The following is a 12,539-nucleotide window of genomic DNA, read 5'->3' as shown; positions in this document are numbered from 1 at the left end:
CCGATCGGCTGCTGATCACCAAGCGGGATTTAGTCAACAACATTGACGCACTCGAGTTGCGTCTCCGCCGGCTCAATCCCGGTGCCGGAATCGACAGCGTGATGCACGGCGAGATCGATCCGGCACAATTGTTCGGTGCCGCCCTCGTCGATCCCGACAAGAAAACGGTTGACGTCGAGCGCTGGCTCAATGAACCGGCGTTCGCCGGCTCCGCCGGGGCGGCGCATGAGCACGACCATCACGGCCATCACGGCCATGATGGAGCGATCGTCAGCTTCATGCTCGCGTTCGACGAACCTCTCGACTGGATGGCGGTTTCAGACTGGCTGGCTCATCTGCGCCACACGCGCGGCGAGGACCTGCTGCGGGTCAAAGGGATTTTGAACCTCCGCGATGAGCCAACGCCGGTCGCGGTCCACGGCGTGCACCATGTTTTCCATCCGCCGGTGGCGTTGGCCAAATGGCCCGACACCGACCGGCGCTCGCGCATCGTGTTCATCACACGCGGCATAACGCGCCAGGAGGTGCTCGGCCTCTGGCAGGCCGTCGGCGCGGCAGCCTGAGACGGACGCGATCCTCGGCGGCGGACATCACCAGGCGTATCGCACCACGCCCTTGCCTGCGTAGGAGCGCGTGACGGACGAAAACTCGCCCTCGAACGAGCCGGCGGCGGACCAGCCGGTGAGCCATTTCTGATCGAGAATGCCCGCCGCGCGGGTCGCCAGCCGCCTGCCCCAGCCATTCCAAATTCCAAAGCGCAATTCGATGCTATGCGATGCGATTCATTGCCGATTATTTCGAACGGGAAAGAATTAGCTGCTTCGCGGCCGACGGACTATCGGCGACATTTTTCGTCACCGGCCCGGCCGCCAATTTTCCGCGGTGGTGTGATTGCGCGGCAACAGATGGTTACATATTTCCTGGGCACGCGGAGAACTGCGGGCGGTCTCCGCCGTCTTGCGGGCGCTTGGCAAGCACAAGGCCGGCGTCGTTCGCTCAAGACACGTTCCCCGCCCTAATAAGCACTCAGCAAATCCACCTTCGCATTCGCGAGCACCAGCCGCCGCGCCAGGATCGCGGCGAGATTGCGCATGATCTTCAGCGACGTCTCCGGGTGCAGGCGGCGATAGTCGGCAAAGCTGTCGAGCGGGAGCTCGAGGCAGGTCACCGGCGTATCGGCAAACACGTCGGCGCTACGGCCTTGCTCCAGGATCGCCATCTCGCCGAACTCCATGCCGGGACCGAGCGAGGCCAGCCGCACGCCGCTGCGCAATTTGACGCTGACCATGCCGCTTTGCAGGAAGAACAGCGAATTGGCGGGCTCGCCGGCGGCGATGATGCGCTGGCCGGCGGTGTAATGGCGCGTGGTCGAGAGCTTGACGATCGCGGCGATCTCGCCGGCGTCGAGCTCGGCGAGCAGCGCCTGCTCGCCGAGCTGGGCGCTCTCCTTCACGTCGGTGAAGCCGCCGAAACGATAGATCACCTGATCCTCGGCCCATTCGATGGCGTCGTCGAGCAGCGGAAAACGCCGCAACCTGCGCGGCTCGGCCGTGCGCGCCGAGATCGCCGTCCACAGCGCCGAGCTGTCCTCGAACCCGGACAAGATGGTGGTGACGCCGGCATTGCCGAGCGCCGTCAGTGTCTCGCCGAGCAGCTCGGCGCCGGCCGCGGTGATGTCGGGGACGCGGCGGAAGTCGATGATCAACAGCGGCGCGTTGGGCGGCTCACTGGTCAGTCTTCGCGTGACATAGTCGATGGTGCCGAAACTGAGCGCGCCGACCAGCTCAAGCACACGGATGTCGCTGTGGCGCTCGTCCAAAATCTGCTGCTCGTGCGGCTGGCGGCTGCGGCGCGAGGAGATGCCGTAGATGTCGTAATCCGCCATGATGCTGGTGCGGACGTCGGCATTGCGGTTGAGCATGTGCAGGTCGAACCGCGCCGACAGCGCCTCGCAGACCTTGAGGCCGCGCACGCTGTTGAAGTGATCGTCGAGCAGCGGCGAGAAGGTGCCGAGCCCCATCTGCGACGGCAGCGCCGCGACGATGCCGCCGCCGACGCCGCTCTTGGCGGGAATGCCGACGCGATAGGTCCACTCGCCGGCATAGTCGTACATGCCCGAGCTCGTCATCACCGACAGCGTGCGCGCGACGATGTGCGGCGTGATCACCTGCACGCCCGTCACCGGATTGATGCCGCGATTGGCGAGCGTTGCCGCCATCACCGCCAGATCGCGCGCGGTCACCAGGATCGCGCATTGGCGGAAATAAACGTCGAGCACCGCGTCGACGTCATCCGGCAGCACCGCGTAATTCCTGAGCAACCAGGCAATGGCGCGGTTGCGATTGCCGGTGGCGGTCTCGGACGCATGCACGGCATCGTCGACGCCGAGCTCACGGCCGGCGAACTGGCTGAGCTTGGAGCGAACCCGCTCGAAAGCGCCCTTCCCGTCCACCCCGTAGATCAGGCCCGAGCAGGCGATCGCACCGGCATTGACCATCGGGTTGAAGGGACGGTTGTCGTTGGTGAGCCGGATCGAGTTGAAGGCCTCGCCGCTCGGCTCGACGCCGATCGTGGCCGCGACGCGCTCCTCGCCCACCATCTCCAGCGCCAGTGCGAACACGAAGGCCTTCGAGACCGACTGGATTGTGAACGGCACCGCGCTGTCGCCGACCTCGTAGACGTGGCCGTCGATGGTGACGAGCGCGATGCCGAAATGACCGGGGTTGGCACGCTTCAACTCGGGAATGTAGTCGGCGAGCTCGCCCGAATTGTCGACCCGGAATTCCTCGTGGCAATCGGTCAGGAAGCGCCGCAGCGGTGGCCTCGTGGGGTACCCGCTCAATCGGGTCACGCCGGCTGCGCTGGGCGAACGGGTGGGCTGGGCGTCCACGGTCTCACACCTCGATTTGCTCAAGATGGAAGCAATACGCGTGCCATGCATACCGAGGGCGGCCGTGGCACGGTGACGCGAAGAGGATGGCGCGGACGTCGTGAGCAAGGCAACGGCAGGCTGCGAGCACGATGGTAGGGAATTGGCGGTTACCTCCAGCGCGTCAAACCACGCTGTCAGCCTCAGGCCCGCGCGTCGGAGGGTGCCCGCTGCTTGAGCAGCCGGGCGCAGACGAGACCCAGCACCACCATGATCGCTGCGCTCGTCACCAGGGTCGGCACCTTGCCGCCATGCTGCAGGCCGAAGCCATAGGCGAGCGGCCCCACCGTCTGTCCCATGAAGAAGAAGAACGAATGCAGCGACAGCGCGGTGGCGCGCGCCTCGACCGAGAGCTCGCTGGCAAAGACCTGGAGGCAGCCATGGGCCATGTAGAAGCCCCATCCCATGACCACGAGATTGAGCGTCTGAACCTCCCAGCGCAGACCGAAGGCGACGGCAACGAGCTGCGAGGCGACCAGCGTCATGCCGGCGATCATCATGCCCTTGACGCCGAGCCACGGCAGCATGCGCGACACCGTCATCGTGTAGAACAAGCCGCCGACGGCGAACCCCGCGATGACGATGCCGGCGATCGACAGCGAGGTCTGTCCGAGATCGAACAGGAACGAGGCGATGTAGGGAAACAGGCCGAGCACGCAACAGCCTTCGACGAACACGGCCGTGTAGCACACATAGGCATTCGGATTGGTGAAGATGGTGCGGTAGCCCGCCTTCAACGCCGACAGGCTCGTCTTCGGCGGATGTTTGATCTTGGCGCCGTGAAAGCCGGCGGCGACCGCGATCGAGGCGACGATCCCGAGCGCGCCGAGCACCGCCAGCACGCCGCGCCAGCCGAGGAAGTCGCCGATCAGGCCGGAGGCCGAGGCGCCGAGCAGATTGCCGGTCATCGCTCCGGCGAGCGTGCGGCTGATCGCAACCTGCCGCTTTTCCGGCCCGACGAGCTCGCTGGTGAGGCTCAGCGCGATCGGAAACACGCCGCCGGAGCCGATGCCGGCAAGGATGCGGCTGGCGAACAGCAGCGAGAACGAGGTCGAGAGCGCGCCGAGAATGTTGGCAAGGCCAAGCAGCGCGAGGCAGCCGATCATCAGCCGCGTCTTGCCGAAGAGATCGGCGGCAGCGCCAACCAGCGGCTGGATGATCGAGAAGGTGAAGGCGAACACCGCGGCAAAGCCTGCAGCGGTTGCGATGCTGACGCCAAAATCCTCGGCGACATGCGGCAGCACCGGATCGAGCGCGCGCGCCGAGAGCGCTGCGGCGAAGCTTGCGCCGGAGATGACGTAGAGCGCCGCCGGCAGGCCGTGATCGTGCGGCCGCGCCTCGCTTGGCTGCTGCATCAGCGCGCGCCGGCCTTGACGGAATCCTTTGCCAGCGCGTCGAAGGCCATCAGCGTGCGGATGAGCCCCTCGAACTCGCGCAGCGGCACCATGTTGGGCCCGTCGGAGGGCGCGCGGTCGGGATCCGGATGGGTCTCGATGAAGACGCCGGCAACGCCGACCGCCACGGCCGCGCGGGCCAGCACCGGCACGAATTCGCGCTCGCCGCCGGAGGAGGTCCCCTTCCCGCCCGGCTGCTGCACCGAATGGGTCGCGTCGAAGATCACGGGCGCGCCGGTGGTGCGCGCCAGGATCGGCAGTGCGCGCATGTMCGAGACCAGCGTGTTGTAGCCGAACGATGCGCCGCGCTCGGTGACGAGCACGTTGGGATTGTTCGCGTTGGTGATCTTGGCGACCACGTTCGCCATGTCCCAGGGCGCCAGGAACTGGCCCTTCTTGACGTTGACGACCTTGCCGGTGGCGGCCGCCGCCAGCAGGAGATCGGTCTGCCGGCACAGGAAGGCGGGAATCTGCAACACGTCCACCGCCTGCGCCACGTCGGCGCACTGCGCGGCATCATGCACGTCGGTCAAGACCGGCAGGCCGAGCGTGGAGCGTATCTCCGCGAAGATCGGCAGCGACTGCGCGAGCCCGAGGCCGCGCGCGGCCGACGCGCTGGTGCGATTGGCCTTGTCGAACGAGGTCTTGTAGACGAGGCCGACCTTCAGCCGCGCGCCGATCTCCTTCAGCGCGGAGGCCACCTCCAGCGCATGCTGGCGGCTTTCGAGCTGGCACGGCCCGGCAATGATCGAGATCGGCAGATCATTGCCGAATTTGACCGTGCCTATGGTAACGACCGGCGCCGCTGAATTCGAAGAGCCCAAGGCCAAATTTCCCTCGTTTCGCCGCGACCATAGCGACGATGGGGGTCCGATCAACCCCATTCGGCCCGGGCTATCAGAATATCAGGGTTGCGCCAGAGTTCCTCGCGCCGAAATGGCGTTATTTCACCGCCGAGAAGGCCGTCGGCGTGAGGAGCTGGCTGACGATGTTGCCAACGATCTGGCCGTCGGCTTCGGACTTCACACGCGCCTCCGTCCAGTCCGGATCGGTCACGAACGCACCCCACTTCTTCTCGCGCTCGGCGAGCGACTCCCAGGCCAGGAAATAGGTCAGGTCCTGGTTGGATTCGCCGATCAGCGTGGTGAAGAATCCGGCCTGGCGGATGCCGTGCTTCTCCCACAGCTTCAGCGTGGCCGTCTCGAACCGCTTCAGCAGCGCCGGCAGGCGGCCGGGCACGCAGCGATAGATGCGCATTTCGTAGATCATTCTTGTTCCTCCCTGATGACGTCGGCGGGTTATAATGGCTGACCGTGACGGTGTCTTGGGCCCTGCCCGAGGAGGCCCGCGGCGTCTGGCGCATGGCTGCCGGCCCGTCCGCAGCCATCACGTCGCGCCCGGTTCCCGCAATGCTGCGGCAATGATACTGGCGCTAGAACGGCTTGGTTGGGGCGCAGGTCGGGATCATGCGGATTTTACTCGTCGAGGATGAGGCGGAGATGGCCGGAGCGCTGACATCGGCGCTCAGGCGGTATGACATGATCGTCGATCACGTCCCCACGCTTGCGGAAGCGGAAGAGGCCATTTCCGCCGACGTCCACGCCGCCGTCCTGCTCGACCGCCAGCTCCCCGACGGCGACGGTCTCGCCCTGATCCCGAAACTGAGAGCGCGCGCCGACGGCGTTCCAATCATCGTCCTGACCGCGCGCGGCGAGCTCGCCGACCGTATCACCGGGCTCGACAGCGGCGCCGACGATTATCTGGCAAAGCCGTTTGCAGTCGAAGAGCTGCTGGCGCGGCTGCGCGCCGTGTTGCGCCGGCCCGCCGGGCTGCAGCCGGACGTCATTCGCGCCGGCCACCTCGCCTTCGACGTCGGCCATCGCGAGGCCAGCATCGACGGCCAGCCGTTCGAGCTGCCGCGCCGCGAGCTCCTGGTGCTCGAAGCCTTGATCCGCCGCATGGGCCGGACCGTGCTGCGCTCGGCGCTGGAAGAGGCGGTCTACAATTTCGACGACGAGATCCAGTCGAACGCGCTCGACACGCATATCTCGCGGCTGCGCCGCAAGCTCGCCGAGGCGAATGCCGGTGTCGAGATCCACGGCATCCGCGGCGTCGGCTATCTCCTGAAGAAGCTGCCATGAGCAAGCATGACGATCCCTATTGCCTGCGCTCGCGGCTGAGCTGGCGCCTGCTCTCGCTCCAGGCCGCGCTGCTGATCGCGCTCGTGGCCGTCGTCGTCGGAGCATTGTGTGCGTCCGGCTTCGTGCTCGCCGAGCGCGACGAGGATCGCGTGATCGACGTGGTGCAGCACGCAGTCGCGCGTGACGCGCAAGGCGGCCTGACGCTGCGACCGACGCGCGAGCTGGAGCAGTTGCGCGCGACAACGCCCGACCTCTGGTTCCTGGTCCGCGACAGGCAGGGACATTCGCTCAGTGAAGGCGCCGTGCCGGCCGAATTCGCCGCGATCGGCGGCGGCCTCGACCAGATCAGCCAGGCGCGGCTCGGCTGGCAGCTTTTCGAGGACGATCCGCGCAAGCCGGCGGCGCGGCTGAAGCGGGTCGACACCGCCGCCGGCAACGTGCAGATCATCACGGCGACGCAAGGCAGGCTCACCGGCGCCAAGGCGCTGGTCATGACGTCGCTTGCGTTTCTCGGCCTCGCCCTGCCCGGCCTGCTTCTGATGGGAACGGCGACCTTCATCGCGACACCGATGATCGTGCGACGCGCCTTCAAGGGGCTCGATACGACGGCGGACCAGGCGCGGCGCATCGATATCCATCAGCGCGGCGCACGGCTGTCGGTGGACCGGATTCCGCTGGAGGTCGTGCCGCTCGTGACCGCGGTCAATGACGCGCTGGCGCGGCTCGACCAGGGCTATGCCCGCCACAAGCGTTTCGTCGCAGATGCCGCACACGAGCTGCGCACGCCGATCGCGATCCTGAACACGCGGCTGGAGTCGCTTCCATCGGGACCGGACAAGACCCGTCTGCTGGAGGATGCCGCGCGGCTGGCAACGCTCGCCGAGCAATTGCTGGACATCCAGCGGCTCGACCGCTGCGGCCATCCGTTCACGCGCGTCGACCTCGTCCAGGTCGCGCAAAGCGCGGCCGCCGATCTCGCACCGCTGGCGATCGCCGCAGGCTACGAACTAGCGCTCGATGCACCCGCGACGCCGATCGAAACGATCGGCGATGCGGCCGCGTTGGAGCGCGCGCTGACCAACCTCGTGCAGAATGCGATCCAGCACGGCCCTCGCCGCGGCACCATCGGCATTCGCGTCAGCCGGCCTGCAAGCATCGAGGTCACGGACGAAGGCGCCGGCATTCCGGCCGATCAGCGCGAACAGATCTTCGAGCCGTTCTATCGGCTGACGCCGCGCRATCGCGGCGCCGGCCTCGGCCTCAACATGGTGCACGAGATCGTGCTCCTGCATGGCGGCCACGTCTCGGTCGCGGACGGTCCAGACGGCGGCGTGTGCTTCAAGATGACGTTGCCGCCGACCCGCGAGAATTGACGCAATCGGCGTGCTGCGCGCAATGCTGTCGCAATGCACTCCGGCGACTCTTCGGCCGCCTCACCTCTGATGTGCGAGGCGCAACCAAGATGCCGGAGTGCGCATGCCCAACGATTTCCTCTCCTTCTTCCTGTCCTGGATGTCAGCCCCGCGTCGCGTCGGCGCGATCGCGCCGTCAAGCGCGGCGCTGGCCGATCTCATCACCCGCGAGATCACCGCATCGACCGGCCCTGTTCTCGAGCTCGGCCCCGGCACCGGCGCGTTCACCTACAAGCTCCTCAAGCGTGGCGTGCGCCAGCAGGACCTCACGCTGATCGAATACGGCTCCGACTTCATGAAGCTGCTGCAAATGCGCTTTCCCGGCGCACGCGTGCTGTGGATGGACGCGGCGCGGCTGACGACGGAGCGCCTCTATGAGGGCGCGCCCGTCGGCGCGGTCGTCAGCGGCCTGCCGCTGCTCAACATGTCGACGCGCCAGGTCGTCTCCATCATCGGCGGCGCCTTCAGTTACGTCCGCCCGGGCGGCGCCTTCTACCAGTTCACTTACGGCATGAGTTGCCCGATCCCGCGGCCCGTGCTCGACCGGTTGGGCTTGCGCGCAAAGCTGGTGGATCGCGCTTTGCTGAACATGCCGCCGGCCGCCGTCTACAGGCTGACGCGGCGGCCACAGATGAAGATCGTCGCGGGATCGCTGGCGCCCGTCGCTTCAGCGCGGGTCGCCCTGGAGCCGATGCATCACGTGCGCGACTACTCAGCCGCGCCTTGAGCCGACTACACCAGCCGGCTCTGCACCATCGCCGCCTCAATGAACGAGGCGAACAGCGGGTGCGGCTCAAACGGACGCGACTTCAGCTCGGGGTGGAACTGCACGCCGATGAACCAGGGGTGATCCTCGTACTCGACGATCTCCGGCAGCACACCGTCCGGCGACAGGCCCGAGAACTTCAGGCCGTGCTGCTCGAGGCGGTCCTTGTAGGCGGTATTGACCTCGTAGCGGTGGCGGTGACGCTCGGAGATTTCGGTGGCGCCGCCATAGACCTGCGAGACCCGGCTGCCGCGATTGAGCGCCGCCGGATACGCCCCGAGCCGCATCGTGCCGCCGAGATCGCCGGCCTGCGTGCGCTTCTCGAGCTCGTTGCCGCGCAGCCATTCCGTCATCAGGCCGACCAGGGGCTCCTTGGTCGGACCGAACTCGGTGGAGTTGGCTTCCTCGATGCCGACCAGGTTTCGTGCGGCCTCGATCACCGCCATCTGCATGCCGAAGCAGATGCCGAAATACGGCACGTCGCGCTCGCGCGCGAACTGCGCCGCGCGGATCTTGCCTTCCGCGCCGCGCTGGCCGAAACCGCCGGGCACCAGGATGCCGTTGACGTGCTCGAGGAACGGCGCGGGATCTTCCTTCTCGAAGATCTCGCTCTCGATCCAGTCGAGATTGACCTTCACCTTGTTGGCGATGCCGCCATGCGAAAGCGCCTCGATCAGCGACTTGTACGCATCCTTCATGCCGGTGTACTTGCCGACGATGGCGATGGTGACATTGCCTTCGGGATTGCGGACGCGCTCGTTGATGCGCTGCCAGCTCTGAAGCGCCGGCGGAATCCGCGAGCCGATGCCGAAGGCGGCGAGCACTTCGTCGTCGAGGCCTGCGTTATGATAGGCCTCGGGCACGGCGTAGATGTTGTCGACGTCGCGCGCCTCGATCACGGCGCTTTCGCGCACGTTGCAGAACAGGCCGAGCTTTCGCCGCTCCTCCTTCGGGATCTCGCGGTCGGTGCGGCACAGCAGGATGTCGGGCTGGATGCCGATCGAGCGCAGCTCCTTCACCGAATGCTGCGTCGGTTTTGTCTTCAGCTCGCCCGCGCTCGGGATGTAGGGCAGCAGCGTCAGGTGGATGTAGACGGCGTGATCGCGCGGCAGCTCGTTCTTGAGCTGGCGGATCGCCTCGAAGAACGGCAGGCCCTCGATGTCGCCGACGGTGCCGCCGATCTCGACCAGCACGAAATCGTAATCGTCGTTGCCGGAGAGGACGAATTCCTTGATGGCGTTGGTGACGTGCGGAACCACCTGGATGGTCGCGCCGAGATAATCGCCGCGGCGCTCCTTGGAGATGATGTCCTGGTAGATCCGGCCCGTCGTGATGTTGTCGGCCTTGGTCGCAGGCCGCCCGGTGAAGCGCTCATAGTGACCGAGATCGAGATCGGTCTCCGCGCCGTCATCGGTCACGAACACTTCGCCGTGCTGATACGGCGACATCGTTCCGGGATCGAGGTTGAGATAGGGATCGAGCTTGCGGAGGCGGACCTTGTAGCCCCGGGCCTGCAGCAGGGCACCGAGTGCCGCTGAAGCCAGACCCTTGCCGAGCGAAGAAACCACGCCGCCGGTGATGAATATGTACCGCGCCATGGGACTTAACCTCTAATCCCTCGAATCCGATTCGCCAAAGCGATTCGTATTCCGCCCCAAAAAATCTACGGGCCTGTGGGTGAACCGAAACTGAGAGTGGTGACAGAGCCTTGATGGGGATTGTTGATGCAGGACGCTAGTCGCCGTCCTGCATGGCCCCCCTGCTTTATTGCGAGCGCGGCACCTGCGGGCCGGTCGGAGCCGGCGCCTGCTGCTGCTCGTCCGCCTTCTTCAGCGAATCCAGGATGCCGCCCGAGGTCGGCGGCGCGATCGGCGCCCCTCCGGCCGGCTGGCCCTGCGTGGCCGGCTGGCCGATGATCGACGAGGGCTTGCGGTCGTAGCCGGCGTACCAGGACAGGAACAGGCTGGTGAGGAAGAAGCCGGCCGCCAGGATCGCCGTTGTCCGCGACAACAGATTCGCGGTGCCGCGGCTCGACATGAAGCCGGCGCCTCCGCCCATGCCGAGACCGCCGCCTTCCGACTTCTGGAGCAGGACGGCGCCGATCATGACGGCAACGATCATAAGGTGGATGACGATGACAACAGTCTGCATAGTGCCCTTCCGTCACAAGCCGACAGCGCCGGTGCCGGCAGCCGATCGCGCTTCGCGGGTTTTCCTGAAGTTGCGCGGTGTTACACGATCGGAAACGGCATTGCCACCCCCGATCCGTCGGGCCGCGCACCGACGTTAGCTAGGGGCAGCCCCTGGCAATCGCAAGGAAATCGGCCGCCTTCAGGCTGGCGCCGCCGACCAGCGCGCCGTTGACGTTCTTGACCGCCATCAACTCGGCCGCATTCGAGGGCTTGACCGAGCCGCCGTAGAGGATGCGCATCCTGGCACCGGCGTCCTTGAACCGGGAGGTCAGGAATTCGCGGATAAAGCTATGAATCTGCTCGACATCCTGGGACGTGGGGGTCAGGCCGGTGCCGATCGCCCAGACCGGCTCGTAGGCCACGACCAGATTCGCCGCCGTGGAGCCGTCCGGCAGCGAGCCGTCGAGCTGGCCGCGCAGGATGTCCAGGGTCTGGCCGGCATCGCGCTGGGCCTGGGTTTCGCCGATGCAGACGATCGCGATGACCCCGGCCCGCCAGGCCGCTTCGGCCTTCTGCCGCACCAGGGCGTCGCTCTCGCCATGGTCGGCGCGGCGCTCGGAATGGCCGACGATGATGGCTGTCGCACCCGCGTCCGCCAGCATTTCGGCGGCGATATCGCCGGTATGGGCGCCGGCGGCCTTGAGATGGCAATCCTGCGCCCCGACCGCGACCGCCTTGCCGCCCGCCTTGTCGGCGAAGGCCGCTATCAGGGTCGCAGGCGGGCAGACCAGCAGATCGGCCTTGCCGGCCACCTCTGCCGCACCATTGAGCATGGCGTCGAATTCGGCAGTCGAGGCCTTCAGGCCATTCATTTTCCAGTTGCCGGCGATCAGCGGTCGGATGGCGTCGGTCATGTCAATTTCCAGCAGAATTGGGCAAGGGACGATTGCGCATGCGCTAGCAGAGCTGCCGCGGCAGTTCCAGAGACCAGGGGCTTTTAACCGCAGGGATCGAGAGCCGCCTGACCTGAGGTTGCGGGGGGAAAGCCGCCACTTTATGATGATCTATCAATTTGGTGACGCGCTTTTGCGGAATCTGCATTAAGACGCGCTCCCGTTCCCCTCCTGACCAAACAAGTTGGACCAAATGCTTCGAGGAATGCGCAAGGCCTCATCAAACTGGCTCGGCAAGACCATTATGGCCGTGGTGATGGGCGTGCTGATCGTCAGTTTCGGCGTTTGGGGCATCGCCGACATCTTCAAGGGCTTCGGGCAGTCCACGGTGGCCAAGGTCGGCAGAACCGAGATTTCGCTGAACGAATTCCGGCAGATCTATACCGACCGCCTACAGCAGATCAGCCGCCAGTTCGGCCGGCCCCTGACCCCTGACCAGGCCCGCGCGTTCGGGCTCGACCGTCAGGTGCTCCAGCAGACGATCGCGGAAGCCGCGCTCGATGAAGAGGCGCGCCGGCTCGGGCTCGGCCAGTCCGACGAACAGATCCGCCAGTTCATCATGAACGATCCGAACTTCAAGGGCGTCGGCGGCAATTTCGATCCGAACCGCTTCCAGGCCGTGATCCGCAATTTCGGCTACACCGAGCAACGCTACGTCGCCGACCAGCGCAAGGTGTCGCTGCGCCGGCAGATCACCGGCACGATCGGCGCCGGCCTCGAGCCGCCGAAGGCGATGATCGACGTGCTGACGCGCTTCCAGAACGAGCAGCGCGCGATCGAATTCGTCAGGCTCGACGCCGCGCAGGCATGCC

12 protein-coding genes and 1 pseudogene are annotated in these 12,539 nt (G+C 66.1%); 5 read left to right on the top strand and 8 right to left on the bottom strand.

Going from position 1 to position 12,539, the window contains the following annotated elements; all coding sequences use genetic code 11:
* On the top strand, positions 1-563 hold a 563-nt coding region (locus tag ACXJL8_RS18855), incomplete at its 5' end, for a CobW family GTP-binding protein (RefSeq protein ID WP_456685392.1).
* 27 nt (positions 564-590) lie between these two features.
* Here ACXJL8_RS18855 and ACXJL8_RS18850 read toward each other — a convergent pair.
* The 5 genes and pseudogenes from ACXJL8_RS18850 to ACXJL8_RS18830 all read right to left on the bottom strand — a co-directional run.
* A pseudogene (locus ACXJL8_RS18850) lies at positions 591-692 on the bottom strand (autotransporter outer membrane beta-barrel domain-containing protein); the annotation flags it as partial.
* Positions 693-1,015: 323 nt separating this feature from the next.
* Positions 1,016-2,890, bottom strand: a complete 1,875-nt coding sequence (gene glsA, locus ACXJL8_RS18845; RefSeq protein ID WP_456622471.1) for a glutaminase A — start codon at positions 2,888-2,890, stop codon at positions 1,016-1,018.
* Positions 2,891-3,072: 182 nt separating this feature from the next.
* The gene (locus tag ACXJL8_RS18840) at positions 3,073-4,284 is read right to left on the bottom strand and encodes an MFS transporter (protein WP_456622472.1); all 1,212 of its coding nucleotides are present in this window, start codon (positions 4,282-4,284) and stop codon (positions 3,073-3,075) included.
* Positions 4,284-5,147, bottom strand: coding sequence for a 3-deoxy-8-phosphooctulonate synthase (gene kdsA, locus ACXJL8_RS18835; protein ID WP_456685391.1), 864 nt, complete (start codon positions 5,145-5,147; stop codon positions 4,284-4,286). The genes ACXJL8_RS18840 and kdsA overlap by 1 nt, the downstream gene beginning before the upstream one ends.
* 118 nt (positions 5,148-5,265) lie before the next feature.
* Entirely contained in the window at positions 5,266-5,592 is a 327-nt protein-coding gene (locus tag ACXJL8_RS18830; RefSeq protein ID WP_456622474.1) for an NIPSNAP family protein, read from the bottom strand.
* 197 nt (positions 5,593-5,789) lie between these two features.
* Between ACXJL8_RS18830 and ACXJL8_RS18825 the strand changes: the two genes are divergently transcribed.
* The 3 genes from ACXJL8_RS18825 to ACXJL8_RS18815 all read left to right on the top strand — a co-directional run bounded on the left by ACXJL8_RS18825 (position 5,790) and on the right by ACXJL8_RS18815 (position 8,603).
* On the top strand, positions 5,790-6,464 hold the full coding sequence (locus ACXJL8_RS18825; RefSeq protein ID WP_456622475.1) for a response regulator transcription factor: 675 nt from the start codon (positions 5,790-5,792) through the stop codon (positions 6,462-6,464).
* A complete protein-coding gene (locus tag ACXJL8_RS18820) occupies positions 6,461-7,837 on the top strand; it encodes a sensor histidine kinase (RefSeq protein ID WP_456685390.1) in 1,377 nt (458 codons plus the stop codon). Before ACXJL8_RS18825 ends, ACXJL8_RS18820 begins: the two co-directional genes overlap by 4 nt.
* Positions 7,838-7,940: 103 nt before the next feature.
* Positions 7,941-8,603: a class I SAM-dependent methyltransferase gene (locus ACXJL8_RS18815; RefSeq protein WP_456622477.1), complete on the top strand. Its 663-nt coding sequence runs from the start codon at positions 7,941-7,943 to the stop codon at positions 8,601-8,603.
* Between the two features lie 5 nt (positions 8,604-8,608).
* Here the strand turns inward: ACXJL8_RS18815 and ACXJL8_RS18810 are convergent, their stop codons facing one another.
* The 3 genes from ACXJL8_RS18810 to tpiA all read right to left on the bottom strand — a co-directional run bounded on the left by ACXJL8_RS18810 (position 8,609) and on the right by tpiA (position 11,688).
* Entirely contained in the window at positions 8,609-10,240 is a 1,632-nt protein-coding gene (locus tag ACXJL8_RS18810; protein ID WP_456685389.1) for a CTP synthase, read from the bottom strand.
* 166 nt (positions 10,241-10,406) lie between these two features.
* Entirely contained in the window at positions 10,407-10,793 is a 387-nt protein-coding gene (gene secG / locus ACXJL8_RS18805; protein WP_456622479.1) for a preprotein translocase subunit SecG, read from the bottom strand.
* 139 nt (positions 10,794-10,932) lie between these two features.
* Positions 10,933-11,688, bottom strand: coding sequence for a triose-phosphate isomerase (gene tpiA, locus ACXJL8_RS18800; RefSeq protein WP_456622480.1), 756 nt, complete (start codon positions 11,686-11,688; stop codon positions 10,933-10,935).
* A 232-nt stretch (positions 11,689-11,920) separates the two neighbouring features.
* Between tpiA and ACXJL8_RS18795 the strand changes: the two genes are divergently transcribed.
* Positions 11,921-12,539: SurA N-terminal domain-containing protein (locus tag ACXJL8_RS18795; RefSeq protein WP_456685388.1), on the top strand; the 619-nt coding region annotated here is incomplete at its 3' end.

The organism is Bradyrhizobium sp. P5_C11_2 (assembly GCF_054049755.1).
This window is presented reverse-complemented; position numbering and strand designations above follow the sequence as displayed.

Excerpts from the sequence above, each read along its gene's own strand:
- ACXJL8_RS18840 (WP_456622472.1), bottom strand. The coding sequence starts at position 4,284 with ATGCAGCAGCCAAGCGAGGCGCGGCCGCACGATCACGGCCTGCCGGCG.
- ACXJL8_RS18830 (WP_456622474.1), bottom strand. The coding sequence starts at position 5,592 with ATGATCTACGAAATGCGCATCTATCGCTGCGTGCCCGGCCGCCTGCCG.
- ACXJL8_RS18825 (WP_456622475.1), top strand. The coding sequence starts at position 5,790 with ATGCGGATTTTACTCGTCGAGGATGAGGCGGAGATGGCCGGAGCGCTG.
- ACXJL8_RS18815 (WP_456622477.1), top strand. The coding sequence starts at position 7,941 with ATGCCCAACGATTTCCTCTCCTTCTTCCTGTCCTGGATGTCAGCCCCG.
- ACXJL8_RS18810 (WP_456685389.1), bottom strand. The coding sequence starts at position 10,240 with ATGGCGCGGTACATATTCATCACCGGCGGCGTGGTTTCTTCGCTCGGC.
- secG (WP_456622479.1), bottom strand. The coding sequence starts at position 10,793 with ATGCAGACTGTTGTCATCGTCATCCACCTTATGATCGTTGCCGTCATG.
- tpiA (WP_456622480.1), bottom strand. The coding sequence starts at position 11,688 with ATGACCGACGCCATCCGACCGCTGATCGCCGGCAACTGGAAAATGAAT.